Source organism: Novosphingobium kaempferiae (assembly GCF_021227995.1).
Taxonomy (GTDB): Bacteria; Pseudomonadota; Alphaproteobacteria; order Sphingomonadales; family Sphingomonadaceae; genus Novosphingobium; species Novosphingobium kaempferiae.
This window is the reverse complement of sequence record NZ_CP089301.1, coordinates 2,029,657-2,051,832: the sequence shown is the minus strand read 5'-3', so window position 1 is coordinate 2,051,832 and position 22,176 is coordinate 2,029,657. Positions and strand designations below refer to the sequence as shown.

The 22,176-nt window shown below is 62.1% G+C and carries 28 protein-coding genes; 22 read left to right on the top strand and 6 right to left on the bottom strand.

Annotated features, from left to right (window positions below; all coding sequences use genetic code 11):
- Window positions 1-30 precede the first annotated feature (30 nt).
- Window positions 31-255: a ParD-like family protein gene (locus LO787_RS09465; protein WP_232495579.1), complete on the top strand. Its 225-nt coding sequence runs from the start codon at window positions 31-33 to the stop codon at window positions 253-255.
- A 1-nt stretch (window position 256) separates the two neighbouring features.
- Entirely contained in the window at window positions 257-1,030 is a 774-nt protein-coding gene (gene map / locus LO787_RS09460) for a type I methionyl aminopeptidase (RefSeq protein ID WP_232495578.1), read from the top strand.
- A gap of 138 nt (window positions 1,031-1,168) precedes the next feature.
- On the opposite strand, the gene LO787_RS09455 is transcribed toward map, so the two are convergent.
- On the bottom strand, window positions 1,169-1,900 hold the full coding sequence (locus tag LO787_RS09455) for a DUF4145 domain-containing protein (RefSeq protein WP_232495577.1): 732 nt from the start codon (window positions 1,898-1,900) through the stop codon (window positions 1,169-1,171).
- A gap of 565 nt (window positions 1,901-2,465) precedes the next feature.
- Window positions 2,466-4,745 (bottom strand): catalase/peroxidase HPI, encoded by a 2,280-nt coding sequence (gene katG, locus LO787_RS09450; RefSeq protein WP_276574175.1) that lies wholly within the window; start codon window positions 4,743-4,745, stop codon window positions 2,466-2,468.
- A gap of 269 nt (window positions 4,746-5,014) precedes the next feature.
- On the opposite strand from katG, the gene LO787_RS09445 reads away from it, so the two are divergent.
- Window positions 5,015-6,382, top strand: a complete 1,368-nt coding sequence (locus LO787_RS09445; RefSeq protein WP_420847813.1) for an aromatic ring-hydroxylating oxygenase subunit alpha — start codon at window positions 5,015-5,017, stop codon at window positions 6,380-6,382.
- Window positions 6,383-6,503: 121 nt separating this feature from the next.
- On the opposite strand, the gene LO787_RS09440 is transcribed toward LO787_RS09445, so the two are convergent.
- The 3 genes from LO787_RS09440 to LO787_RS09430 form a co-directional block, all read right to left on the bottom strand.
- A complete protein-coding gene (locus LO787_RS09440) occupies window positions 6,504-7,094 on the bottom strand; it encodes a hypothetical protein (protein WP_232495575.1) in 591 nt (196 codons plus the stop codon).
- Window positions 7,095-7,451: 357 nt separating this feature from the next.
- Entirely contained in the window at window positions 7,452-8,417 is a 966-nt protein-coding gene (locus LO787_RS09435; RefSeq protein ID WP_232495574.1) for a hypothetical protein, read from the bottom strand.
- A gap of 15 nt (window positions 8,418-8,432) precedes the next feature.
- On the bottom strand, window positions 8,433-8,927 hold the full coding sequence (locus LO787_RS09430; protein WP_232495573.1) for a hypothetical protein: 495 nt from the start codon (window positions 8,925-8,927) through the stop codon (window positions 8,433-8,435).
- Between the two features lie 556 nt (window positions 8,928-9,483).
- Between LO787_RS09430 and rpsL the strand changes: the two genes are divergently transcribed.
- From rpsL to tuf, 4 genes are all read left to right on the top strand, one after another.
- Window positions 9,484-9,855, top strand: a complete 372-nt coding sequence (gene rpsL, locus LO787_RS09425; protein WP_007011879.1) for a 30S ribosomal protein S12 — start codon at window positions 9,484-9,486, stop codon at window positions 9,853-9,855.
- A 185-nt stretch (window positions 9,856-10,040) separates the two neighbouring features.
- Complete coding sequence (rpsG, locus tag LO787_RS09420; protein ID WP_008828242.1) at window positions 10,041-10,511, top strand: 30S ribosomal protein S7; 471 nt, start codon at window positions 10,041-10,043, stop codon at window positions 10,509-10,511.
- 117 nt (window positions 10,512-10,628) lie between these two features.
- The gene (fusA, locus tag LO787_RS09415) at window positions 10,629-12,713 is read left to right on the top strand and encodes an elongation factor G (RefSeq protein ID WP_232495572.1); all 2,085 of its coding nucleotides are present in this window, start codon (window positions 10,629-10,631) and stop codon (window positions 12,711-12,713) included.
- A gap of 91 nt (window positions 12,714-12,804) precedes the next feature.
- A complete protein-coding gene (gene tuf, locus LO787_RS09410) occupies window positions 12,805-13,995 on the top strand; it encodes an elongation factor Tu (RefSeq protein WP_232495571.1) in 1,191 nt (396 codons plus the stop codon).
- Window positions 13,996-14,191: 196 nt separating this feature from the next.
- On the opposite strand, the gene LO787_RS09405 is transcribed toward tuf, so the two are convergent.
- On the bottom strand, window positions 14,192-14,692 hold the full coding sequence (locus tag LO787_RS09405; RefSeq protein WP_232495570.1) for a hypothetical protein: 501 nt from the start codon (window positions 14,690-14,692) through the stop codon (window positions 14,192-14,194).
- Between the two features lie 211 nt (window positions 14,693-14,903).
- On the opposite strand from LO787_RS09405, the gene rpsJ reads away from it, so the two are divergent.
- The 15 genes from rpsJ to rpsN all read left to right on the top strand — a co-directional run bounded on the left by rpsJ (window position 14,904) and on the right by rpsN (window position 22,168).
- Window positions 14,904-15,215, top strand: coding sequence for a 30S ribosomal protein S10 (gene rpsJ, locus LO787_RS09400; RefSeq protein WP_007011873.1), 312 nt, complete (start codon window positions 14,904-14,906; stop codon window positions 15,213-15,215).
- Window positions 15,216-15,551: 336 nt separating this feature from the next.
- Window positions 15,552-16,307, top strand: coding sequence for a 50S ribosomal protein L3 (gene rplC / locus LO787_RS09395; protein WP_232495569.1), 756 nt, complete (start codon window positions 15,552-15,554; stop codon window positions 16,305-16,307).
- A 2-nt stretch (window positions 16,308-16,309) separates the two neighbouring features.
- Complete coding sequence (rplD, locus tag LO787_RS09390) at window positions 16,310-16,936, top strand: 50S ribosomal protein L4 (RefSeq protein ID WP_232495568.1); 627 nt, start codon at window positions 16,310-16,312, stop codon at window positions 16,934-16,936.
- Window positions 16,929-17,237 (top strand): 50S ribosomal protein L23, encoded by a 309-nt coding sequence (locus tag LO787_RS09385; protein WP_232495567.1) that lies wholly within the window; start codon window positions 16,929-16,931, stop codon window positions 17,235-17,237. Before rplD ends, LO787_RS09385 begins: the two co-directional genes overlap by 8 nt.
- Window positions 17,238-17,243: 6 nt before the next feature.
- Window positions 17,244-18,080, top strand: a complete 837-nt coding sequence (gene rplB, locus LO787_RS09380) for a 50S ribosomal protein L2 (RefSeq protein WP_103099199.1) — start codon at window positions 17,244-17,246, stop codon at window positions 18,078-18,080.
- Between the two features lie 6 nt (window positions 18,081-18,086).
- The gene (gene rpsS / locus LO787_RS09375) at window positions 18,087-18,368 is read left to right on the top strand and encodes a 30S ribosomal protein S19 (protein ID WP_008828234.1); all 282 of its coding nucleotides are present in this window, start codon (window positions 18,087-18,089) and stop codon (window positions 18,366-18,368) included.
- Window positions 18,365-18,742 (top strand): 50S ribosomal protein L22, encoded by a 378-nt coding sequence (rplV, locus tag LO787_RS09370; RefSeq protein ID WP_103099200.1) that lies wholly within the window; start codon window positions 18,365-18,367, stop codon window positions 18,740-18,742. The genes rpsS and rplV overlap by 4 nt, the downstream gene beginning before the upstream one ends.
- 3 nt (window positions 18,743-18,745) lie before the next feature.
- Complete coding sequence (rpsC, locus tag LO787_RS09365; RefSeq protein WP_232495566.1) at window positions 18,746-19,441, top strand: 30S ribosomal protein S3; 696 nt, start codon at window positions 18,746-18,748, stop codon at window positions 19,439-19,441.
- Window positions 19,442-19,462: 21 nt separating this feature from the next.
- Window positions 19,463-19,897, top strand: coding sequence for a 50S ribosomal protein L16 (gene rplP / locus LO787_RS09360; RefSeq protein WP_103099202.1), 435 nt, complete (start codon window positions 19,463-19,465; stop codon window positions 19,895-19,897).
- Complete coding sequence (rpmC, locus tag LO787_RS09355) at window positions 19,897-20,100, top strand: 50S ribosomal protein L29 (protein ID WP_008828230.1); 204 nt, start codon at window positions 19,897-19,899, stop codon at window positions 20,098-20,100. The genes rplP and rpmC overlap by 1 nt, the downstream gene beginning before the upstream one ends.
- Before the next feature lie 11 nt (window positions 20,101-20,111).
- The gene (gene rpsQ, locus LO787_RS09350) at window positions 20,112-20,381 is read left to right on the top strand and encodes a 30S ribosomal protein S17 (protein ID WP_159983220.1); all 270 of its coding nucleotides are present in this window, start codon (window positions 20,112-20,114) and stop codon (window positions 20,379-20,381) included.
- 195 nt (window positions 20,382-20,576) lie between these two features.
- Window positions 20,577-20,945 (top strand): 50S ribosomal protein L14, encoded by a 369-nt coding sequence (gene rplN / locus LO787_RS09345; protein WP_008828228.1) that lies wholly within the window; start codon window positions 20,577-20,579, stop codon window positions 20,943-20,945.
- Window positions 20,945-21,262: a 50S ribosomal protein L24 gene (rplX, locus tag LO787_RS09340; RefSeq protein WP_232495565.1), complete on the top strand. Its 318-nt coding sequence runs from the start codon at window positions 20,945-20,947 to the stop codon at window positions 21,260-21,262. The genes rplN and rplX overlap by 1 nt, the downstream gene beginning before the upstream one ends.
- Complete coding sequence (gene rplE, locus LO787_RS09335) at window positions 21,255-21,836, top strand: 50S ribosomal protein L5 (protein WP_232495564.1); 582 nt, start codon at window positions 21,255-21,257, stop codon at window positions 21,834-21,836. Before rplX ends, rplE begins: the two co-directional genes overlap by 8 nt.
- Window positions 21,837-21,862: 26 nt before the next feature.
- Complete coding sequence (gene rpsN, locus LO787_RS09330; protein ID WP_021233433.1) at window positions 21,863-22,168, top strand: 30S ribosomal protein S14; 306 nt, start codon at window positions 21,863-21,865, stop codon at window positions 22,166-22,168.
- Window positions 22,169-22,176: the final 8 nt, after the last annotated feature.

Below are 22,176 nucleotides of genomic sequence, written 5' to 3'. Positions count from 1 at the left end.
TCGTATATCCATCAACCGAGAGACACCGCCATGGGCATCGTCAAGATCGCCGACGACCTGCATGAAGAAGCCCGCCGCGCCAGCGCCGTCATGTGCCGCTCCATCAACGCGCAGGCCGAGTTCTGGATGAAGGTCGGCATGCTGGCCGAGGCCAATCCGACCCTCTCGTTCAACGAGATCGTGCGGCAGCAGCTCGCCGGGGCGGTCGCGCAGGATGGGCCAGAGGACAGGCCGGAAGACAGGGCCGCCGCCTGACATGGTCAAGACTCCCGACGAACTCGCGCTCATGCGCATTTCCGGCCGCCTGCTCGCTTCCGTATTCGAGATGCTAGACGGGCAGGATCTGGCGGGACTGTCGACGATGGCGGTCAACGACATGGTCGAGCGCTTCATCACGCATGACCTTGCCGCGCGGCCTGCCAGCAAGGGGCAGTACGGGTTCAAGTACGTGCTCAACTGCTCGATCAACCACGTCGTCTGCCATGGCGTGCCCGATGCCGGTGAGGTGATCCGCGACGGGGACATCATCAACCTCGACATCACGCTGGAGAAGAACGGCTTCATCGCCGATTCCAGCAAGACCTACGTCGTCGGCGAGGTGCCCCCCGCCACGCGGCGGCTGGTGCGGGTGGCGCAGGAAGCGATGTGGCAGGGCATCCGGCAGGTCCGCCCCGGCGCGCGCATGGGCGACATCGGCTTCGCCATCGAGCAGCACGCCAGGCGCAACGGCTATTCGGTGGTGCGCGAATACTGCGGCCACGGCATCGGGCGCGAGATGCACGAGGAACCGCAGGTGCTCAACTTCGGTCGTCGCGGCACCGGCGTCCTGCTGCGCGAGGGCATGGTCTTCACCATCGAGCCCATGGTCAACCAGGGCACCCGCAAGGTCTCCACCGAGGACGACGGCTGGACCGTCGTCACTAACGACCGCAAGCTCTCCGCCCAGTTCGAGCATACCGTGGCGGTGACGGCCGACGGGGTCGAGGTGCTCACCCTGCGGCGGGACGAGAAGGTGCCTGCGCGGGGGTGAGGTTTTGGGGTTGTGGGCGGGAAACGGGCTGTCGGGAGACGGCCCAAAACAGACGTTGGGTAAGCGCCGAAATAGTAAGCTGCACTCAGCTGCCCCCGAACCTGCCTACCGAAGTTTAAATCAACTGTTGATCGGACATCACGGGATGAGATCGGCATCATCTCCGGATACTGCGTCCAAGAGATCTTCACCGGCAGGTCGGCCAATTTTGGCCTCTTTCTTTTGCTCAGAAATCTCGCGGATACGCTGGAGTCGCTCCTTCCGTTCGTGGCGAGCCACATACCACTCTTCAAAAAGCATTTCAACCAGTTCTATGAGTAGTTGAGCTTCCATAGGATCGACATCAACGATTAAATCGATGTCCTTCTCCATATGGGCGCCGATATTACCAATACTTCTTACTTGATCTATAGCTTCTATACTTTCTTCAGTCACTCCGCTTGGCGCATTTCCCTTACGGACCATATCTTTTAGAGATTGAATCTCGTCAAAAAGGGTTTTCTTGTCTTTAATTCCGCAAAAATCGCGAATCATGCCCTGCAAGCAACGGCGAACGAGTGTTGCTGATGCCTTGGGGCTAAGATCTCGGATCGAGCAGGCTTCTTCGTAATCTTCCCGCAGCGCATAGGGGATGAATTCGGGTTGAGGCTTGCTTGCAGAATTTGGAATTAATCGAAGGGACCGGTACTTTCTCTGCCGTCCAATTTTGTTGACATACATGAATCCATGCAGCGCCAGCGTAAGCGTTATTTGTCTACAACTTGGATTGGCGCATGCTACCGCGGTCGTTTCGTAAGCGCTTTGCGAGGGTAGCGCGTCTGAGAAATCCAACTTTATCCAGTTTCGTTGATGATTTTCGCCGTGAACCACCTGCGCAAAATTGCAGTGAGGGCAAATCCACCGATCCATATCCTGTTATATCCACCTCTTAACGTGAGGTGATCTTAGCCACCAATTGTCCAAGGACAAGCCGCGTGAAATGCTTGCCCGTGCACCGACCAACTCTCTAATGGGTTCATAGTCAGCAACGGCCGCTTCTCACCCTTTTACGCCGTCACCCTGAACTTGTTTCAGGGTCTATCAGGCCGCTCGCCCAGTTTTGGCATCAATGGGCCGAGGGCGGAGCGTGCGACACAACGATCCGGCGTAGACTGCCCGATGGATACTGAAACAAGTTCAGGGTGACGAAACGGGAATGTCGCGTTCGCTTCGCATTCTTTACGTCGAAATCCGGACTGAAAGCGCGCGCCTGTTCCTCCCCCTTGGGGGAGGGGTACCATGCGCAGCATGGTGGAGGGGTACCCTCGGGATTGCTGGAACTCGATCGGCGCGCGGTGTTTCAAGGCGTTCGAGCGGAAGGGCACGCGATCCGCTGCGTGCCCCTCCACCACCCTTCGGGTGGTCCCCCTCCCCGTGCCGGGGAGGAGCCCCGTCGTCAGAACCTGTCCGCGTTCATGACTTTCGCCCAGGCGGCGACGAAGTCGTCCACGAACTTCTGCTTCGCGTCGTCCGAGGCGTAGACTTCGGACACCGCGCGCAGTTCGGAGTTGGAGCCGAAGGCGAGGTCCACCGGGGTCGCCGTCCAGCGCGGCTTGCCGGTCTTGCGGTCGCTGCCCTGATAGAGCCCCGGCGTGGTCCCCTTCGCCCAGACCGTGTCCATCGACAGCAGGTTGACGAAGAAGGCATTGTCGAGCTGCCCCGGGGTGGCGGTGAACACGCCAGCCGTGGACTTGCCCGCATTCGCGCCGAGCGCGCGCATGCCGCCGACCAGCACGGTCATTTCCGGCACCGTCAGGTCGAGCGCATCCGCCTTGTCGACGAGCGCGGCGGCGGGATCGAGGCGGTAGTCGGCGGTGTAGAAGTTGCGGAAGCCGTCCGCCTTGGGCTCAAGGTAGGCGAAGGAGGCGGGGTCGGTCTGGTCCTGCGCGGCATCGACGCGGCCCGGGGTGAAGGGCACCGTCACCGTGTACCCGGCCTTGCCCGCCGCCTGCTCGACGGCGGCGTTGCCGCCCAGCACGATGAGATCGGCCATCGACACCTGCCTGCCCGACTTTGCGAAGTCCTTCTGCACCGCCGTCAGCTTCGTGAGCACCCTGGCGAGTTCGGCAGGGTCGTTCACCGCCCAGCCGCGCTGCGGATCGAGCCGCAGGCGCGCGCCGTTGGCGCCGCCGCGCATGTCGGTGCCGCGGAAGGTCGAGGCCGAGGCCCATGCCGTGCGCACCAGTTCCGGCACGGTCAGGCCCGAGGCCAGCAGCTTCACCTTCAGCGCCGCTTGGTCCGCCTCGCCGACCGGCTCGAAGCTCGCCCTGGGCAGCGGATCCTGCCATTCGAAGGTCTGGCTCGGCACGTCCTTGCCCAGATAGCGCGCCTGCGGGCCGAGATCGCGGTGGGTCAGCTTGAACCACGCGCGGGCGAAGGCCTGCGCGAATTCCTCCGGATTGTCGTGCCAGCGCTGCGCCACCTTGCGGAACGCGGGGTCTTCCTTGATCGCGATGTCGGTGGTGAACATGATCGGCGCGTGGGTCTTGCCCTTGATGTGCGCGTCGGGGACCATGTTGGCGGCGGCCGGATCGGTGGGTATCCACTGCGTCGCGCCCGCCGGGCTCTTGGTCTTCACCCATTCGAAGTCGAGCAGGTTGTCGAGGTATTGCGAGGTGAACTTGATCGGGTTCGACGACCACGCGCCTTCGAGGCCGCTGGACACGGCATCCTCGGCATTGCCCTTGCCGCACTTGTTCTCCCACCCGAAGCCCTGCTTCTCGACCCCGGCGGAGGTGGGATCGTCGCCCACGCACTTGTCGGGCGCGTGCGCGCCATGGGCCTTGCCGAAGGTGTGGCCGCCCGCGATCAGTGCCAGCGTCTCCTCGTCGTTCATCGCCATGTTGCCGAAGGCGCGGCGGATGTCGGCGGCGGCGGAGATCGGATCGTGGTTGGCGTTGGGGCCTTCCGGGTTGACGTAGATGAGGCCCATCTGCGTCGCGGCGAGCGGGCCTTTCAGGTTGCCCTTCGCGTCGCGGCGTTTGTCGGTCATCATCTTGGTCTCCGGCCCCCAGAACACGAGGTCCGGCTGCCACGCATCGATGCGGCCGCCCGCGAAGCCGATGGTCTTGAAGCCCATGTCCTCCAGCGCGACGTTGCCGGTCAGCACCATGAGGTCGCCCCATGACAGCTTGCGGCCGTACTTCTGCTTGATCGGCCAGACGAGGCGGCGGGCCTTGTCTAGACTGACGTTGTCGGGCCAGGAATTGAGCGGCTCGAAGCGCTGCTCGCCGCCGTCCGAGCCGCCGCGTCCGTCGCCCACGCGGTAGGTGCCGGCGCTGTGCCAGGCCATGCGGATGAAGAACGGGCCGTAATGGCCGTAGTCGGCGGGCCACCACGGTTGCGACGTCGTCAGCACCTTGCGGATGTCCGCCTTCACCGCGTCGAGGTCGAGCGTGGCGAACTCCTTGGCGTAATCGTAGTCGGCGCCATAGGGGTTGGAGTGCGCCTCGTGCTGGCGCAGGGCGGAAAGGTCCAGTTGCTTCGGCCACCACTCCTTGTTGGTCATGCCGTCCGGCTTGGTGCCGCCGGGGGAGGCGGGCTGTTCGGTGACGGTCTCGGCTTCGGTCGCTGCCTTGTTCGGCTTGGCCTCCTGTGCGGCGAATGCGGGGGTGGCGAGCGCGCAGCAGGCGGCGCTCAGAAGCAGGGCGAACGAACGGGTTCGGGGGGTGGCCATGGGTTCTCTCCTCCTGTTTGCTTTGGCCCGTTTCCGGGCAGGAGGAACCTACGCCCGCGCGGCGGGGGCGCAAAGCCGCGCTTCTTCGATGAGAGTGATCGGCGGCGGCGATCATTTGCCGTTCCCCATCGCCGGGGCGTTGCGCGCGCATGGCTCTGGAAAGCGCGCGGGGTCTGGCTTAATAGACAGGTCTGTTGAATAGCGCGCATGGGAGAGATCGCGTGACCACTCCGGAGGCCTACGAGCCCAACCGCCTGACCGCCGCCGACATGGACGCGGAAGTGCTCGCCACTTATCCGACCGAGGCGTTTCTCTCGAAGGACTACCTCGCGGCGGAGAAGAAGCTGCTGTGGCCCAAGGTCTGGCAGATGGTCGAGCGGGAGAGCGACCTGCCCAATCCCGGCGACTGGCTGACGTATGACGTGGCGGACGAGTCCATCATCGTGCTGAGGAAGGACGACGGATCGCTGCGCGCGTTCCACAATGTCTGCCCGCACCGGGGACGCCAGCTCGTCTCGGTGCCTGACATGCTGCCGGGCAAGGTGCATGATGTCAGGGGCTCCAACCGGCGCAACTTCATCTGCGGGTTCCACGGCTGGACCTTCGACCTCGACGGGCAGAACACCTACATCCTCGACCCGCAGGACTGGCAGAACAAGCTGACGGCGGACATGACCTGCCTTTCGCAAGTGCAGGTCGATACCTGGGGCGGCTACATCTACGTCACCATGGACCCGGACGCGGTGCCGCTGGCCGAGTGGATGGGCCGCGCCGGGGAGATCCTCGGCCACTTCCAGCTGGAGAAGATGCGCTACAAGTGGCGCCAGTGGGCGATCTACGACTGCAACTGGAAGACCGCGATCGAGGCGTTCCTGGAGCCCTACCACGTCGCCGGCACGCATACGCAGCTGCTGGCCTACGGCGATTACTACGCGCTCAGCCGCCAGTACGGGCTGCATTCGGTATCGAGCTACGACACGCGCGACGCCAAGTTCCAGATGAGCGAGAGCGCCGGCACCACCCGCGCCGGCAAGGGCGACGACCCGCGCGTCTCCACCTATGAGCTTATCCGCGAGAACTACGAGACGGTGAACTACTCCGCCTCCACCGAGACGCTGGTGAACGCCGCCTCACGCCTCCAGACCGAGCTGCCCGAGACCGCCACCCCGCAGGAATGCATCGCCCACTGGCTGAAATCCGCCAAGGCCGACGATGCCGCGCGCGGGGTGATCTGGCCCGAAGTCCCGCCCGAGATCAAGAAGGAGGGCGGCCTCGCCTGGGGCCTGTTCCCCAACCAGAACATCCTCCACGGCGAGACTTTCGCGCTGTGCTACCGCGTGCGCCCGTACAAGGACGACCCGGACAAGTGCGTGTTCGAAAGCTACGCCCTCGAACGCTTCCCCGATGGCGAGGAGCCCGAGACCGAGTGGACTTATGCCGATCCCGTGGGCGAGCTGTGGGGATCGGTGCTGGCGCAGGACTTCTCGAACATGCAGTTCGTGCAGAAGGGCATGAAGTCCAGCGGCTTTCGCGGCCCGCTGCCCAATCCGCACCAGGAGCAGAAGGTCATCAACCTCCACCGCAACCTCGCCAACTTCATGGGCGGCCGCGGCGCGCCCGTGAAGCTGGGGGTGTAGGCCCCTCCATTCGTCATTGCGAGCGTAGCGAAGCAATCCACGGGTGGCCCGCAACGCTGGATTGCCGCGGCCCTTCGGGCCTCGCAATGACGAAGGGGGACGGGGACGCGGCAGGCGAGCCTCAGCCCTCCCGTTCGGCCGCTTCCCGCGCCTTGCGCAGTTCCACTTCGCGGCGCAGCACCTCGAGCTTGCGGTGGATCGCCGCGCGCACCTCGACGAGCGACTGCTCGTTCTCGTTCAGCACCTCGCGGCGGATGCGTTCGTAGAGGGGCGAGCCCGGCGGCACCTCGCGCGCATCCTCGGTGCCGTAGCGCGAGGCGCGGCGCTGGCGCAGCAGGAACAGCATGAGCGCGGTGTCGTAGCGGGTATACGTGGCCACCACCTTGCCCTGGCTCGCCACCGGGCGCTCCTCGCCTTGGATAGCGCGTTCGAGCGCGCAGTCCTCCAGCCGCATCATGCCCCGGTCGACGGCCCTGTCCCAGGCGGCGGAGAATCCTTCCGCGCCCTTGCGGTGCCGCAGCGCGTAGAGCGCCTCCAGGCTGACGCCGATGGTCCGCGCCGCCTGCGTGACGATGCCGCTGGCGGCGAGCGCCGCGATGAAGGCGCGCTGCCGCTCGGGCGTGATCGAGTTGCGGCGCGGCGCCGCATGGAGATAGGGCGCAAAGCCCAGCAGCGGATCGTCCTCAGCCGGCGGCTCCTCGGGAAACGCCACCCGCGACGTCCGCCGCGAAGGCCGCACCGAGCTGCAACGACCCCGTTCCTCCACCTGCGGGGGAGGGGGACCATCGGCGGAGCCGCCAAGGTGAGGTGTATCGGAGGGGCACGCGGCAGATTGCGTACCCTCGCCGGAGGAGGCCGGATCGCCGCCACCGGAAGAAGTCAGGGAAAGCGGCGCCGGGACGGAAGGCTCACCGTGCGCCGAGGGGCCGAAAGGCATGGATTGTCGCGACATAAGGCAGGGAACTCCATGGGTGGTCGGAGTGGATGCCCCATATGGCGGACCTATGTATGCCGGTTCGCGGTGTGTAGGAAAATGGTTTTTCCGGCAACAAAGCAGGAAATTATTGTATCATTGCCCTTGTTGTCGAGAACACCTTGCGGTGACGGTATTTTCAAGGCGACTTACCTCGCATTGATTTAAATGAACTACTCGGCCGCCGATATTAACAGATATTTGAGAGATATCACGGCTGATGAGTGCAATTTTCACATCAGTTGTTTTTTCGAATTTTCTGTTATTGATGATGATATCGGCGCCAGAGGGTGTAGAGTTAATATTCAGATAAATTATTGAATTTATATTGGTCCCGAATATAAAAGATATTGCATCTCTCCATCCTAAATTTTGTTCAGAAATGCGCGGCGTAAATCTGCCGTATCGAAATCTATTTTTATCATCCGTATTATTTTTCGACACTGCATATTTGGCTCCTTGCCATCTATTTCTCGCGATATCCTTGCCGTTAGTGCTTAAGTGAAAGCCGCGAGTGTCTTCCGTGTTATGGATGTTTCGTTCAATTTCATCGGCGCCCGCCAGTAACTTTGCTGCATCCAGCAAATCCTCGTACTTGACGTGATGATAGTCATTTGCGAGGGTAATATTATAAAGAAAATTTGGAGTATAAAAATTATTATGACTACACAACTGTGTGGCGGAATCGTCATCGAAATACAAAATTCCTACCATTAATCGCGAAAGCATGGGGTTTGCAAGGCTAGTGATATGAAAATCAACTGGGATGGCGGGGCGGGTGCCCAATTCTCCTAGATAAAAAGTCCTAGTAGGAGCTACGTAAATAGCTTCAGAATCTTTCTGGCAGGCGATATTTTTAGGAGAATGTAGAGCTAGTCCAGTAAATGCACATTCTGTCTTGTCTTCTACGCAATTAATATCCCGTAAGGCCATGATGAATGGATTAAGTCCAGTTAGCCATCCGTTGTCTAGGGCGGGTGGCGGTGCGCTGCTGGCTGCGCTTGGAATTATCAAGGAGTTAATCAGCACGCATATGAATACGGAAAGCGCCTTTTCCATCATATTGGGTCCGTCGATCTAAGGGCGTTGGCTGGGATTAATGAGCAAAAGCGCGGCATGGCAAAAAAGGCAACATGCTTGAAGTATCAGAAAAATCCCTTGCAGGAAAATTCTGTTTTCGATCAAGTCCATTCTAAAAGTCGAAAAATATTCTTGTATAGATACTTCATACATAAATCGCAATCCACAATATATTCCCGCTATGCAAAGTATAGATGAAAAAATAAAAATAATAAAATCAACAATTTTATATATTTCTTTGAATTTCTGTGTGAAAATCCAAGTACTTCCAGCAAAAATTCCTACTGAAAGATTGAGGATTTTTTCGGATAAACTCAAGAATGCTTGTGGAGAAAACTCTGTGAAATGGGGATTGGCGATTATTTGAGGTATGGCGGGGGATGAGCGAAAGAAAAGTGAGAGCGAAGCAATTGTCAGAGGTGGTGCTAAAAAGCTGACGGCAAAAATGAATTGCGCTTGCTTGCGTGAAATGCCGGTCAAATCTTGTGGCATAACAGGCCTCCCATACTCGGAATAATGGTGCGGGTTGGGTGGGTTGCGGTCAAGATGGTGTAGTTAGCGTGTGTTGAGGGCCTCCCTTGACCCCATCCCCCCAATCCCCTAAAGGCGCGCATCCCTCGCGGGCTTGCTCGCGGTGGTGACATAGAGCTGAACATTGTCGTTCCGGCACGTTTCTCGGCCTTTCCTCAGGTGTTTCACCTTGGCGGGCCGGTGATTGCGGTGCTCGTTTCCAAGCCCGAATCGGGTGAGGGCGGGTCCGGCGGACGGGCGGCAAAGTAATCCGGCAGCGCTCTCGCGGCGGCCGGGTGGAGTGTTTTTCGGCTCACGGGTGCGGCCTTCTCTCATGGGGAGGCGGAATTGACGGCCTGCGGTCCCAGTCTTCGCTGGGATGACGGCTTTCTCCTTCCTCGCTCTCCCGTGAACGGCATCCTACTCTTCCCGACATTCCCGAAAGCCCTCCCGGCCCGGTGACCTCCGGGGTGCGACGGGTCGATGCCGATGGTTTCGGCCTCGATCCATCGCACTCCCATTTGAAAGAAGAGTATAGATGCCCACTATCAACCAGCTGGTCCGCAAGGGCCGCGAGCCGCAGAAGGCCAAGTCGAAGGTTCCTGCCATGGAGCAGAACCCGCAGAAGCGCGGCGTCTGCACCCGCGTGTACACCACGACCCCGAAGAAGCCGAACTCGGCACTTCGCAAGGTCGCCAAGGTGCGCCTGACCAACAGCCGCGAAGTCATCTCGTACATCCCGGGTGAAGGCCACAACCTGCAGGAGCACTCGGTCGTGCTCATCCGCGGCGGCCGCGTCCGCGACCTTCCCGGCGTTCGCTACCACATCCTGCGCGGCGTGCTCGACACGCAGGGCGTCAAGGATCGCAAGCAGAGCCGCTCGAAGTACGGCGCCAAGCGTCCGAAGTAAGCCACTCACAAGGCTCGCGGCGGGGCACCCGTCATCCCGGACTTGATCCGGGACCGCTGGCAGCCTGAAGCAGCCTTGAAGTACAAACACTTACCGAGCGCCCAGTGAGGCCAGCGGTCCCGGATCAGGTCCGGGATGACGTCTGAAGACCTCCGCTACGCTCCGGACCATTTGGAGTTTAAGAAATGTCACGTCGTCGTCGTCCCGAGAAGCGGGAAATCCTGCCTGATCCCAAGTTCGGGGATCTCATCCTGTCGAAGTTCATGAACAACCTCATGTACGACGGCAAGAAGTCGGTCGCCGAAGCGATCGTCTACGGTGCCATGGAAACCATGGAAACCCGCGCCAAGTCGGACCCGATCCAGCTGTTCCACGACGCCCTCAACAACGTCGCGCCGCAGATCGAAGTGCGTTCGCGTCGCGTCGGCGGTGCGACCTACCAGGTTCCCGTCGAGGTTCGTCCCGAGCGTGCGCAGGCTCTCGCCATCCGCTGGCTGATCACCGCCGCGCGCAACCGCCCCGAGACCACCATGTCGGCACGCCTCTCGGGCGAGCTGCTGGATGCCTCGAACAACCGCGGCAACGCGGTCAAGAAGCGCGAAGACACGCACCGCATGGCGGACGCGAACCGCGCCTTCTCGCACTACCGCTGGTAATGTGCTCGGTGTGCGCCCGGGTGATATGGTCATTCGGGCGTCACACTATTATTTCAGGGGGCAAGGTCTTATCTGAAGGCCGCTCTCGCTCCCGAAACCCTCGCTAAGGATTCTCCCATGGCACGCAGCCATCCGCTGAATATGTACCGTAACATCGGTATCATGGCGCACATCGACGCTGGCAAGACCACGACGACCGAGCGCATCCTCTACTACACCGGCAAGTCCTACAAGATCGGCGAAGTCCACGACGGCGCCGCCACCATGGACTGGATGGAGCAGGAGCAGGAACGCGGCATCACCATCACCTCGGCTGCCACCACCTGCTTCTGGACCTCCGAGGGCCAGGAATACCGCATCAACATCATCGACACCCCGGGCCACGTCGACTTCACCATCGAAGTCGAACGCTCGCTGCGCGTGCTCGACGGCGCGGTGGCCTGCTTCGACGGCGTTGCCGGCGTCGAACCGCAGTCCGAAACCGTGTGGCGTCAGGCCGACAAGTACGGCGTGCCCCGCATGTGCTTCATCAACAAGCTCGACCGCACCGGCGCGAACTTCAAGTACTGCGTGCAGTCGATCATCGACCGCCTCGGTGCGACGCCGGCCGTGCTGTACATTCCGATCGGCCTCGAAGCCGACCTGAAGGGCCTCGTCGACCTCGTCCACAACCGTGCGATCGTCTGGAAGGACGAATCGCTGGGCGCCGAATTCTTCTACGAAGAAATCCCGGCCGACCTCGCTGACGAAGCCGCCGAATACCGCATGAAGCTCATCGAACTCGCCGTCGAACAGGACGACGAGGCGATGGAAGCGTACCTCGAAGGCAACGAGCCCGACGTCGCCACGCTCAAGAAGCTGATCCGCAAGGGTACGCTGGGCCACGCGTTCGTGCCGGTCGTCTGCGGTTCGGCGTTCAAGAACAAGGGCGTGCAGCCCCTGCTCGACGCCGTCGTCGACTACCTGCCTTCGCCGCTCGACATCGAAGACGTCCAGGGCGTCAAGGTCGACAGCGACGAGCCCGACAGCCGTCCGCCGTCGGACGAGGCTCCGTTCTCGTCGCTCGCGTTCAAGGTCATGAACGACCCGTTCGTGGGCTCGCTCACCTTCTGCCGCATCTACTCGGGCACGCTCTCGAAGGGTTCGTACCTGAACTCGGTGAAGGGCAAGAAGGAAAAGGTCGGCCGCATTCTCGAAATGCACGCGAACGAGCGTAAGGACATCGACGAGGCCTACGCAGGCGACATCGTTGCTCTTGCCGGCATGAAGGAAACCACCACGGGCGACACGCTCTGCGCCGAACGCGCGCCGATCGTTCTCGAACGCATGGAATTCCCCGAGCCGGTCATCGAACTGTCGGTCGAACCCAAGACCAAGGCCGACCAGGAGAAGATGGGCATCGCGCTCAACCGTCTCTCGGCCGAGGATCCCTCGTTCCGCGTTTCGACCGACCACGAGTCCGGCCAGACCATCATCAAGGGCATGGGCGAACTTCACCTGGACATCATCGTCGACCGTATGCGTCGCGAGTTCAAGGTCGAGGCGAACGTCGGCGCTCCGCAGGTCGCTTACCGCGAATACCTCGGCAAGCCGGTGGACGTCGACTACACCCACAAGAAGCAGTCGGGTGGTACGGGTCAGTTCGGTCGCGTGAAGGTCAAGGTCACGCCGGGCGAGCGCGGTTCGGGCATCACCTTCAAGGACGAGATCAAGGGCGGTAACATTCCGAAGGAATACATCCCCGCGATCGAAAAGGGCATGCGCGAAACCGCTGCCTCGGGCTCGCTGGTCGGCTTCCCGATCATCGACTTCGAAATCGTCCTCTACGACGGTTCGTACCACGACGTCGACTCGAGCGCCCTGGCGTTCGAAATCGCCGGTCGCGGTGCCATGCGTGAAGTCGCCCAGAAGGCCGGCATCAAGCTGCTCGAACCGATCATGAAGGTCGAAGTCGTGACCCCGGAAGAGTTCATGGGCGACGTCATCGGCGACCTGAACTCGCGTCGTGGCCAGATCCAGGGCACCGACACCCGTGGCAACGCACAGGTCGTGGAGGCGAACACCCCGCTCGCCAACATGTTCGGTTACGTGAACTCGCTGCGCTCCTTCACCCAGGGTCGCGCGAACTATTCGATGATCTTCTCCCACTACGACGAGGTCCCGGCGAACGTCGCGGCCGAAGTCAAGGAGAAGCTTGCCTGAGGGCAAGAAAGGTTTTAGGGGCGGCGCCTGATTCCATGGGAGCCGCTCCGATACCCGCGGATTCAAATTCAAGACGAAAGAAGGTTTGAAAATGGCCAAGGCAAAATTCGAGCGGAACAAGCCGCACTGCAACATCGGCACCATCGGTCACGTCGATCACGGCAAGACCACGCTGACCGCCGCGATCACCAAGGTGATGGCTGAAGCGTTCGGTGGTACCGCCGTCGACTTCGCGAACATCGACAAGGCTCCCGAAGAGCGCGAGCGCGGCATCACCATCTCGACCGCACACGTCGAGTACGAGACCGATGCTCGTCACTACGCGCACGTCGACTGCCCGGGTCACGCTGACTACGTGAAGAACATGATCACCGGTGCCGCCCAGATGGACGGCGCGATCCTGGTCGTGAACGCTGCTGACGGCCCGATGCCGCAGACCCGTGAGCACATCCTGCTCGCTCGCCAGGTCGGCGTGCCGCAGCTGGTCGTGTACATGAACAAGGTCGACCAGGTCGACGACGAGGAGCTCCTGGAGCTCGTCGAACTCGAAGTTCGTGAACTGCTCTCGTCCTACGACTTCGACGGCGACAACATCCCCGTCGTCAAGGGTTCGGCTCTGGCCGCTCTCGAAGGTCGCGACGACAACATCGGCAAGGAATCCATCCTTGAGCTGATGAAGGCCGTTGACGACTTCATCCCGCAGCCGCCGCGTCCCACCGACAAGGCGTTCCTGATGCCCGTCGAAGACGTGTTCTCGATCTCGGGTCGTGGTACGGTCGTCACCGGCCGCGTCGAGACCGGCATCGTCAAGGTTGGCGAGGAAGTCGAAGTCGTCGGCATCCGCAACACCCAGAAGACCACCGTCACCGGCGTCGAAATGTTCCGCAAGCTGCTCGATCAGGGTGAAGCCGGCGACAACATCGGCGCGCTGGTTCGTGGCCTGAAGCGTGAAGACGTCGAGCGTGGCCAGGTTCTGGCGAAGCCCGGCACCGTGACCCCGCACACCGAGTTCTCGGCCGAGGTCTACGTTCTGTCGAAGGAAGAAGGCGGCCGTCACACCCCGTTCTTCGCGAACTACCGTCCGCAGTTCTACTTCCGCACCACCGACGTGACCGGCGAAGTGATCCTCCCCGAGGGCACCGAGATGGTCATGCCGGGCGACAACGTCTCGCTGTCGGTCAAGCTGATCGCCCCGATCGCCATGGACGAAGGTCTGCGCTTCGCAATCCGCGAAGGCGGCCGCACCGTCGGTTCGGGCGTCGTTGCCTCGATCACGAAGTAATTCGTCGATCGGCCAACAACGGCTGAAAGTGATTGGCCCGGCGTTCCGAAAGGAACGCCGGGCTTTTCGCTTTTATGGCGGGCATTGAAATTGCCTTCGCCATGCGCTCAGACTGAGCCGGCGGCGGAGTGGCGTTGCATCTCCCATGCCTCTGTAAGCTCAGCCAGAGCGGAGCGAAGTATGGGAATTGCGGGCTTCAGGGCTGCCGCAATTCGCCCTGCGCGATCTTCCATGCATCCGAGCCCTTTGGTGCCTCGGGGATGGACTTGAGATCGATGTAATAGACCGGCGGCGGGACTTTGCCGAACGGTATGGTGATGCAGGGGCCGAGGCAGCCCGGCAGGTTCCACAGGTCGGGTGGATGCAGTGCGCCGGTGCGCGTGCTTTCTTCTACCGACTTCGAGGCGGGAACCCGCTGGCTGGAGCCGTCGCCGCCGTGGGAGCAGACGACGATGGTGCCGTCATCGCCTCCGTTACTGGCGCGGGCGGCGTCGCGGCAGGCATCGTCCACCGGGCCGCCTTTGGGGTCGGGCATGCCGACGTGGGCGGTAAGGACGTCCGTGTCGTCCAGATCGATGGGAATTTCGCTTCCGGTCGGGCCGTAGGCGGAACCTGCCGCGGCGGCAGGTCCGGACGCAAGGCATGCGATAGTCAGCGCGGCAAGCGCGCCTGAAATTGTCGTGATCGTGGAGGGCATTGGCAGCGGCTTCTGTTAGGCGTCGCAGTGCCAAGGTAGGTCGCCGATCTGGTGCAGGGAAGGGGCGATGCGACGAACCGCGCTCCTGCTGCCGAAAACCTGCCGTTCCACATGAAATCAGGGCTTGCCCGACTCGTACTTCGCGTGTAGGGGCCCGGTTCGAATTTGACGGGACTTCGGTCCTTTGGCTCTTTCTCATCGGTAGTAGGTAATGGAAGCTCAGAACATCCGTATCCGCCTGAAGGCGTTTGACCATCGCGTGCTCGACCAGGCTACTGGCGAAATCGCTGACACGGCCCGCCGCACCGGCGCTCTGATTCGTGGCCCCATTCCGCTGCCGACCAAGATCGAGAAGTTCACGGTCAACCGTGGTCCGCACATAGACAAGAAGTCGCGTGAGCAGTTCGAAGTCCGCACCTACAAGCGTCTGCTTGATATCGTGCAGCCGAACGCAGCTACCGTCGACGCTCTGATGAAGCTGGACCTCGCTGCTGGCGTGAACGTCGAGATCAAGCTGGCCTGAAGCCGGTTTAATGGGGTGATCTGAAAAGGTCGCCCCGATGGTCCTTTCCGATCGGACCTAAACTAGATCGAGGATTATCTTGTCGGCTTTCGCAAGCCGGCTTTGCAGGGAGAAACCTGCAGAGACAGCGCCCCGAGGGAAAAAGCCCGAAGGGACACAAGGGATACCTCCGGCGACGTCTTCGGGTTTCGTTCGGGAATGCGTCCCCCGTCTCGTTTCCGCCGGTCCTTCGGGATCGCCAGGGAACACCTGACCCGGACGGGGTTCGTATCACACACAGGGTTGGACATGCGTGCGGGGGATGGTCCTGCGTACGCCTCTGTAAGGAGTAAGGTCATGCGTACCGGCGTGATCGCAAAGAAAGTCGGGATGACCCGCCTGTTCCAGGAGGACGGTCGCCACGTGCCCGTCACCGTCCTGGCGCTGGAGGATTGCCAGGTCGTCTCTGTCCGTACCGAAGAGCGTGACGGCTACGTCGCCGTTCAGCTCGGTGCGGGCGAAGCCAAGCAGAAGAACGTTGCCAAGCCGCAGCGTGAGCACTTCGCTAAGGCTCAGGTTCCCCTCAAGATGCGCGTCGCGGAATTCCGCGTCGCCGACGACGCCCTCCTCGAGGTTGGCGCGACGATTGCGGCTTCGCACTTCGTCCCGGGCCAGCTCGTCGACGTGGGCGGCCACACCCAGGGCAAGGGCTTCCAGGGCGCCATGAAGCGCTGGGGCTTCGGCGGTATGCGCGCCACCCACGGTGTGTCGATCTCGCACCGTGCGCACGGTTCGACGGGTAACCGTCAGGATCCGGGCAAGGTGTTCAAGAACAAGAAGATGGCCGGCCACATGGGCGACCGTCAGCGCACCCAGCAGAACCTCGAGATCGTCCGCGTGGACGACGAGCGTGGCCTGATCTTCGTCAAGGGCTCGGTCCCGGGCGCGAAGAACTCGTGGCTCACCGTTGCGGACGCCGTCAAGGTCGACCGCCACGCCGAGGCTCCGTACCCCGCCGGCATCAAGTCGGTGGCCAACACCAACGACACGGCCGCTGCCGAGACGCCCGCTGAAACCGCGGCTCCCGAAGCGACCGAAGGCCAGGAGGGCTAATCATGAAGGTTCAGGTCCTCAACATCGACGGCTCGACCGGTAACGGCGACATCGAGCTTTCGGACGACGTGTTCGGCCTCGAGCCGCGCGCGGACATCCTGCACCGCGTCGTCACCTGGCAGCTCGAGAACCGTCGCGGCATCGCCCGCGCGACCCGCGAGCGTTCGGAAGTCGCACGCACCGGCAAGAAGTTCGGCAACCAGAAGGGTGGTGGTACCGCTCGTCACGGCGACCGCGCTGCTCCGGTGTTCATCGGCGGTGGTAAGGCTCACGGTGCCCGTCGCCGCGTGTTCAACATCTCGCTGAACAAGAAGATCCGTGCGCTCGGTCTGAAGATGGCCCTCTCGGCCAAGGCTCAGAACGGCCTCGTGATCGTCGACTCCCTCGACATCGCAGACGCCAAGACCAAGGGTCTCGCCGGCCAGCTCGCCAAGGCGAACTTCGGCAAGAAGGTTCTCGTCATGGACGGTGAGCAGGTCAACGAGGGCTTCGCCCTGGCTGCCCGCAACATCGTCGGCGTGAACGTTCTCCCGGCTGTCGGCGCGAACGTCTACGACATCCTGAAGCATGATACGCTGGTGCTGACGCGCGCCGCTGTCGAAAAGCTGGAGGCGCGTTTCAATGGCTAAGACCATCGACATCCGTCACTACGACGTCATCCTTGCTCCGCACATCACCGAGAAGTCGACCCTGCTTTCCGAGCAGAACGCGGTCGTCTTCAAGGTTGCCGACAAGGCGAGCAAGCCCGAGATCAAGGCCGCCGTCGAGGCGCTCTTCGATGTCAAGGTGACCGGCGTGAACACGCTCGTCGTCAAGGGCAAGACCAAGCGCTGGCGCGGTAAGGCTTACCGTCGCAGCGACGTGAAGAAGGCGATCGTCACGCTGGCCGAAGGCCAGTCGATTGACATCACCGAAGGCGCGCGGGGTTAATTTCCGATGGCACTCAAGAACTACAACCCGACCAGCCCCGCTCGCCGCGGCCTGGTCCTCGTCGACAAGTCGTCGCTCTGGAAGGGCAAGCCCCTCAAGGCGCTGACCGAAGGCAAGAGCAAGACCGGCGGCCGCAACAACAAGGGTCACGTGACCTCGCGCGGCATCGCTGGCGGCCACAAGCAGAAGTACCGCTTCATCGACTTCAAGCGTCGCAAGTGGGACATGGAAGCCACCGTCGAGCGGATCGAATACGATCCCAACCGCACCGCGTTCATCGCGCTGGTGAAGTACACGGACGGCGAACAGACCTACATCATCGCGCCGCAGCGTCTCGCAGTCGGTGACGTGATCGTCGCCGGCGAGAAGACCGACGTGAAGCCGGGCAACGCCATGCTTCTGTCGCAGATGCCGGTCGGCACGATCTGCCACAACGTCGAGATGAAGCCCGAGAAGGGCGGCCAGATCGCACGTTCGGCAGGCACCTACGTCCAGGTCGTCGGTCGTGACCGCGGCATGGTCATCGTCCGCCTGAACTCGGGCGAGCAGCGCTACCTGCGCGGCGATTGCATGGGCACGGTTGGCGCGGTCTCGAACCCCGACAACTCGAACCAGACCCTCGCCAAGGCCGGTCGCGGTCGCTGGCTGGGCCGTCGTCCGCTTACCCGCGGTGTCGCCAAGAACCCGGTCGACCACCCGCACGGTGGTGGTGAAGGCCGTACCTCGGGTGGTCGTCACCCGGTTACGCCCTGGGGCAAGCCGACCAAGGGTGCGCGCACCCGCAACAACAAGCAGACGGACAAGCTCATCATCCGTTCGCGTCACGCCAAGAAGAAGAGGTAAGTCACGATGGCACGTTCCGTCTGGAAAGGCCCCTTCGTCGACCTCTACCTTCTCAAGAAGGCCGAAGTCGCGCAGGATGCCGGCAGCCGCGCTGGTCCGATCAAGACCTGGTCGCGTCGCTCCACCATTCTCCCGCAGTTCGTTGGTCTGACCTTCCAGGTCTACAACGGGCACAAGTTCATTCCCGTTGCGGTCAACGAGGACATGGTCGGTCACAAGCTGGGTGAGTTCGCTCCCACCCGCTCGTTCCCCGGCCACGCCGCCGACAAGAAGGGCAAGCGCAAGTGAGCAAGCCAGCAGCACCCCGTCGCGTAGGTGACAAGGAAGCTCTTGCGGTCAACACGAACATTCGTGGTTCGGCCCAGAAGCTCAACCTGGTCGCTGCCCTCATCCGCGGCATGCGCGCCGAAGACGCGATGAACGTCCTGGCCTTCTCCAAGAAGGCCATGGCGGTGGACGCCCGCAAGGTTCTCGCCTCGGCGATCGCCAACGCGGAGAACAACCACAACCTCGACGTCGACGCTCTCGTCGTCGCCGAGGCGTCGGTCGGCAAGTCCGTCACCATGAAGCGTTTCCACGCTCGTGGCCGCGGCAAGTCCACCCGCATCCTCAAGCCGTTTTCGCGCCTGCGGATCGTCGTTCGCGAAGTCGAGGAGGCCTGATCCATGGGTCATAAGAGCAATCCGATCGGTCTGCGTCTGCAGATCAACCGTACCTGGGACAGCCGCTGGTTCGCGGAAGGCCGGGACTACGGCAAGCTGCTTGAGGAAGACCTCAAGATCCGCAAGTTCATCATCGAGACCCTGCCGCAGGCTGCGATCTCGAAGGTGGTGATCGAGCGTCCGGCCAAGCTGTGCCGCATCTCGATCTTCGCTGCCCGTCCCGGTGTCATCATCGGCAAGAAGGGCGCGGACATCGAGAAGCTGCGCAAGCAGCTCGCCACGATGACCTCGAGCGAAGTGAAGCTGAACATCGTCGAAATCCGCAAGCCGGAAGTCGACGCGAAGCTGATCGCCCAGGGCATCGCGGACCAGCTGATCCGTCGCGTGGCGTTCCGCCGTGCGATGAAGCGCGCGATGCAGTCGGCCATGCGTCTGGGTGCCGAAGGCATCAAGATCATGTGCGGCGGCCGTCTCGGCGGTGCGGAAATCGCCCGCGTCGAGCAGTATCGCGAAGGTCGCGTGCCGCTTCACACGCTGCGTGCGAACATCGACTATGCCGACGCCGAGGCGCTGACCGCCTATGGCATCATCGGCATCAAGGTCTGGGTCTTCAAGGGTGAGATCCTGGGCCACGACCCGACGGCGCAGGACCGACTGATGATGGAAGCACAGACTTCCGGCGTCCGTCCGGCCCGCTGATCCCAGGATTAGAGAAGCACCATGCTGCAACCTAAAAAGACCAAGTTCCGCAAGGCCTTCAAGGGCCGGATCAAGGGCGACGCCAAGGGTGGCACCGATCTGAACTTCGGTTCCTACGGCCTCAAGGCCATGGAGCCGGAGCGGATCACCGCCCGCCAGATCGAAGCGGCCCGCCGCGCGATCACCCGTCACCTCAAGCGCCAGGGTCGTCTCTGGATCCGCGTCTTCCCGGACGTGCCGGTTTCGAAGAAGCCTGCCGAAGTCCGTCAGGGTAAGGGCAAGGGTTCGGTCGAATACTGGGCGGCCCGCGTCAAGCCCGGCCGTATCCTGTTCGAAGTCGACGGTGTTGCCGGTCCGCTCGCCGCAGAGGCTTTCAGCCGCGCTGCGATGAAGCTGCCGATCAAGACCAAGGTCGTCGCCCGCCTGGGTGACACTACCCACCTGGGAGGCGAATAATGGCCAAGACCGAAGATCTTCGCGCCAAGACCGACGACCAGCTGACCGCTGACCTCGTCGATCTCAAGCGCGAGCAGTTCAACCTGCGTTTCCAGGCCGCCACGAGCCAGCTCGAGGCCCCGGCACGCATCAAGGAAGTCCGTCGCGACATCGCCCGCATCAAGACGCTCCAGGCTGAGCGTTCCGCCGCGGCGAAGGCGTAAGGAGAAACACGATGCCCAAGCGTATTCTTAGCGGGACCGTCGTCTCCGACAAGACGGACAAGACCGTGACCGTGCTCGTCGAGCGCAAGGTGAAGCACCCCCTCTACGGGAAGATCATCCGCCGCTCGAAGAAGTACCACGCCCACGACGAGGACAACGCCTTCAAGACCGGCGAGAAGGTCCGGATCGAGGAGACGGCTCCGTACTCGAAGACCAAGACCTGGAAGGTTCTTGATCGTCTTCAGGCGAGCAAGGGTACGGCGCTCGAAGCCGAGGTTTGATCCTCGACTGAGATCGAAGCCGGGGACTGCGGTTCCCGGCTTTGGCCTTACCTGACACAAGTGTTGACCTTCGCGGGTGAATGCGGCAAAGGGCCGCCTTCGCCCGCGCAGGGCGACTCGGGCCTCTTCGGGGGCCTGTCTTTTTAGGAACTGCCGGACTGGTTCCGGCAAGCCAGATGAGAAGGACTCGGATCGATGATCCAGATGCAATCCAATCTCGACGTGGCGGACAACAGCGGCGCGAAGCGCGTCCAGTGCATCAAGGTACTGGGTGGCTCCAAGCGTCGTTTCGCCGGCGTCGGCGACATCATCGTGGTGTCGATCAAGGAGGCGCAGCCCCGCGCTCGCGTCAAGAAGGGCGACGTTCACCGTGCCGTGATCGTGCGCACCCGCAAGGACGTGCGCCGCACGGACGGCAGCGTGATCCGCTTCGACAGCAACGCTGCCGTGCTGATCAACAAGAACGAGGAGCCGATCGGCACCCGTATCTTCGGCCCCGTGGTGCGCGAACTGCGCGGCCGCGGCTTCATGAAGATCATCTCGCTCGCGCCGGAGGTGCTGTAATGGCCGCCGCTAAGATCAAGAAGGGTGATGCCGTCGTCGTCCTGTCCGGCAAGGACAAGGGCCGCACCGGCACCGTGCTCCAGGTTCTCCCGAAGGACGGCAAGGTCGTCGTCGAGGGCGTGAACGTCGCGACCAAGCACCGCAAGCCGACCCAGGCGAACCCGCAGGGCGGCATCGACCGCGTTCCGGCGCCGATGGCGATCAGCAAGATCGCGATCGCGGACAAGGACGGCAAGCCGACCCGCGTTCGCTTCGAAACCAAGGACGGCGTCAAGGTCCGCGTGGCCGTGAAGTCCGGGGAGACCATCGATGGCTGAGCAGTACACTCCGCGTCTGCGTACCAAGTTCGACGCTGAAATCGCGAAGGCGATGACCGAGAAGTTCGGTTACAAGAACGTGATGGAAATCCCGAAGATCGAGAAGATCACGCTCAACATGGGCGTCGGCGAGGCGAGCCAGGACAAGAAGAAGGTCCAGACCGCCGCTGCCGAGATGGAAGCCATCGCCGGTCAGAAGCCCGTCATCACCAAGGCCCGCAAGTCGATCGCGCAGTTCAAGCTGCGTGAAGGCATGCCGATCGGCTGCAAGGTGACGCTCCGCCGCGAGCGCATGTACGAGTTCCTCGATCGTCTCGTCACGATCGCGATGCCCCGCATCCGCGACTTCCGTGGCCTGAACCCCAAGTCGTTCGACGGCCGTGGCAACTACGCCATGGGCCTGAAGGAGCAGATCATCTTCCCGGAGATCAGCTACGACAAGATCGACAAGGTTCGCGGCATGGACATCATCGTGACCACCACCGCGAAGACCGACGACGAAGCGCGCGAGCTGCTGCGTCTGTTCGGTTTCCCGTTCCCGGCTGAAGAGTCGGAACAGAAGGAAGCGGCGTGAGCCGCTGAGGAAGAGAGCTTAAGTCCATGGCGAAACTGAGTTCCGTGAACAAGAACGAGCGTCGCAAGAAGCTCGTCAAGAAGTATGCAGGCAAGTACGAGCGCCTCAAGGCGGTCGCTGACGATGAATCGCTCGATGAAACCGAGCGTCTCATTGCTCGCCTGAAGCTGGCCGAGATTCCGCGCAACGGCAACCCGACCCGGGTTCGCAACCGCTGCGCCACGACCGGCCGTCCGCGCGGTTATTACCGCAAGTTCGGCCTGTGCCGCGTCGAGCTGCGTGATCTTGCCAACAAGGGCATGATCCCCGGCGTGACCAAGTCGAGCTGGTAAGGGTTAGA

Bases quoted from the DNA above. Each gene is read 5' to 3' on its own strand.
- LO787_RS09465 (WP_232495579.1), top strand. From the start codon at position 31: ATGGGCATCGTCAAGATCGCCGACGACCTGCATGAAGAAGCCCGCCGC.
- LO787_RS09430 (WP_232495573.1), bottom strand. From the start codon at position 8,927: ATGCCACAAGATTTGACCGGCATTTCACGCAAGCAAGCGCAATTCATT.
- rplP (WP_103099202.1), top strand. From the start codon at position 19,463: ATGCTGCAACCTAAAAAGACCAAGTTCCGCAAGGCCTTCAAGGGCCGG.
- rpsJ (WP_007011873.1), top strand. From the start codon at position 14,904: ATGGAAGCTCAGAACATCCGTATCCGCCTGAAGGCGTTTGACCATCGC.
- LO787_RS09435 (WP_232495574.1), bottom strand. From the start codon at position 8,417: ATGATGGAAAAGGCGCTTTCCGTATTCATATGCGTGCTGATTAACTCC.
- map (WP_232495578.1), top strand. From the start codon at position 257: ATGGTCAAGACTCCCGACGAACTCGCGCTCATGCGCATTTCCGGCCGC.
- fusA (WP_232495572.1), top strand. From the start codon at position 10,629: ATGGCACGCAGCCATCCGCTGAATATGTACCGTAACATCGGTATCATG.
- rpmC (WP_008828230.1), top strand. From the start codon at position 19,897: ATGGCCAAGACCGAAGATCTTCGCGCCAAGACCGACGACCAGCTGACC.
- rplC (WP_232495569.1), top strand. From the start codon at position 15,552: ATGCGTACCGGCGTGATCGCAAAGAAAGTCGGGATGACCCGCCTGTTC.
- rpsS (WP_008828234.1), top strand. From the start codon at position 18,087: ATGGCACGTTCCGTCTGGAAAGGCCCCTTCGTCGACCTCTACCTTCTC.
- katG (WP_276574175.1), bottom strand. From the start codon at position 4,745: ATGGCCACCCCCCGAACCCGTTCGTTCGCCCTGCTTCTGAGCGCCGCC.
- rpsL (WP_007011879.1), top strand. From the start codon at position 9,484: ATGCCCACTATCAACCAGCTGGTCCGCAAGGGCCGCGAGCCGCAGAAG.
- LO787_RS09385 (WP_232495567.1), top strand. From the start codon at position 16,929: ATGGCTAAGACCATCGACATCCGTCACTACGACGTCATCCTTGCTCCG.
- rplX (WP_232495565.1), top strand. From the start codon at position 20,945: ATGGCCGCCGCTAAGATCAAGAAGGGTGATGCCGTCGTCGTCCTGTCC.
- rplD (WP_232495568.1), top strand. From the start codon at position 16,310: ATGAAGGTTCAGGTCCTCAACATCGACGGCTCGACCGGTAACGGCGAC.
- rplB (WP_103099199.1), top strand. From the start codon at position 17,244: ATGGCACTCAAGAACTACAACCCGACCAGCCCCGCTCGCCGCGGCCTG.
- LO787_RS09445 (WP_420847813.1), top strand. From the start codon at position 5,015: ATGGACGCGGAAGTGCTCGCCACTTATCCGACCGAGGCGTTTCTCTCG.
- rplE (WP_232495564.1), top strand. From the start codon at position 21,255: ATGGCTGAGCAGTACACTCCGCGTCTGCGTACCAAGTTCGACGCTGAA.
- LO787_RS09405 (WP_232495570.1), bottom strand. From the start codon at position 14,692: ATGCCCTCCACGATCACGACAATTTCAGGCGCGCTTGCCGCGCTGACT.
- rplN (WP_008828228.1), top strand. From the start codon at position 20,577: ATGATCCAGATGCAATCCAATCTCGACGTGGCGGACAACAGCGGCGCG.
- rpsN (WP_021233433.1), top strand. From the start codon at position 21,863: ATGGCGAAACTGAGTTCCGTGAACAAGAACGAGCGTCGCAAGAAGCTC.
- rpsG (WP_008828242.1), top strand. From the start codon at position 10,041: ATGTCACGTCGTCGTCGTCCCGAGAAGCGGGAAATCCTGCCTGATCCC.
- tuf (WP_232495571.1), top strand. From the start codon at position 12,805: ATGGCCAAGGCAAAATTCGAGCGGAACAAGCCGCACTGCAACATCGGC.
- rpsC (WP_232495566.1), top strand. From the start codon at position 18,746: ATGGGTCATAAGAGCAATCCGATCGGTCTGCGTCTGCAGATCAACCGT.
- rpsQ (WP_159983220.1), top strand. From the start codon at position 20,112: ATGCCCAAGCGTATTCTTAGCGGGACCGTCGTCTCCGACAAGACGGAC.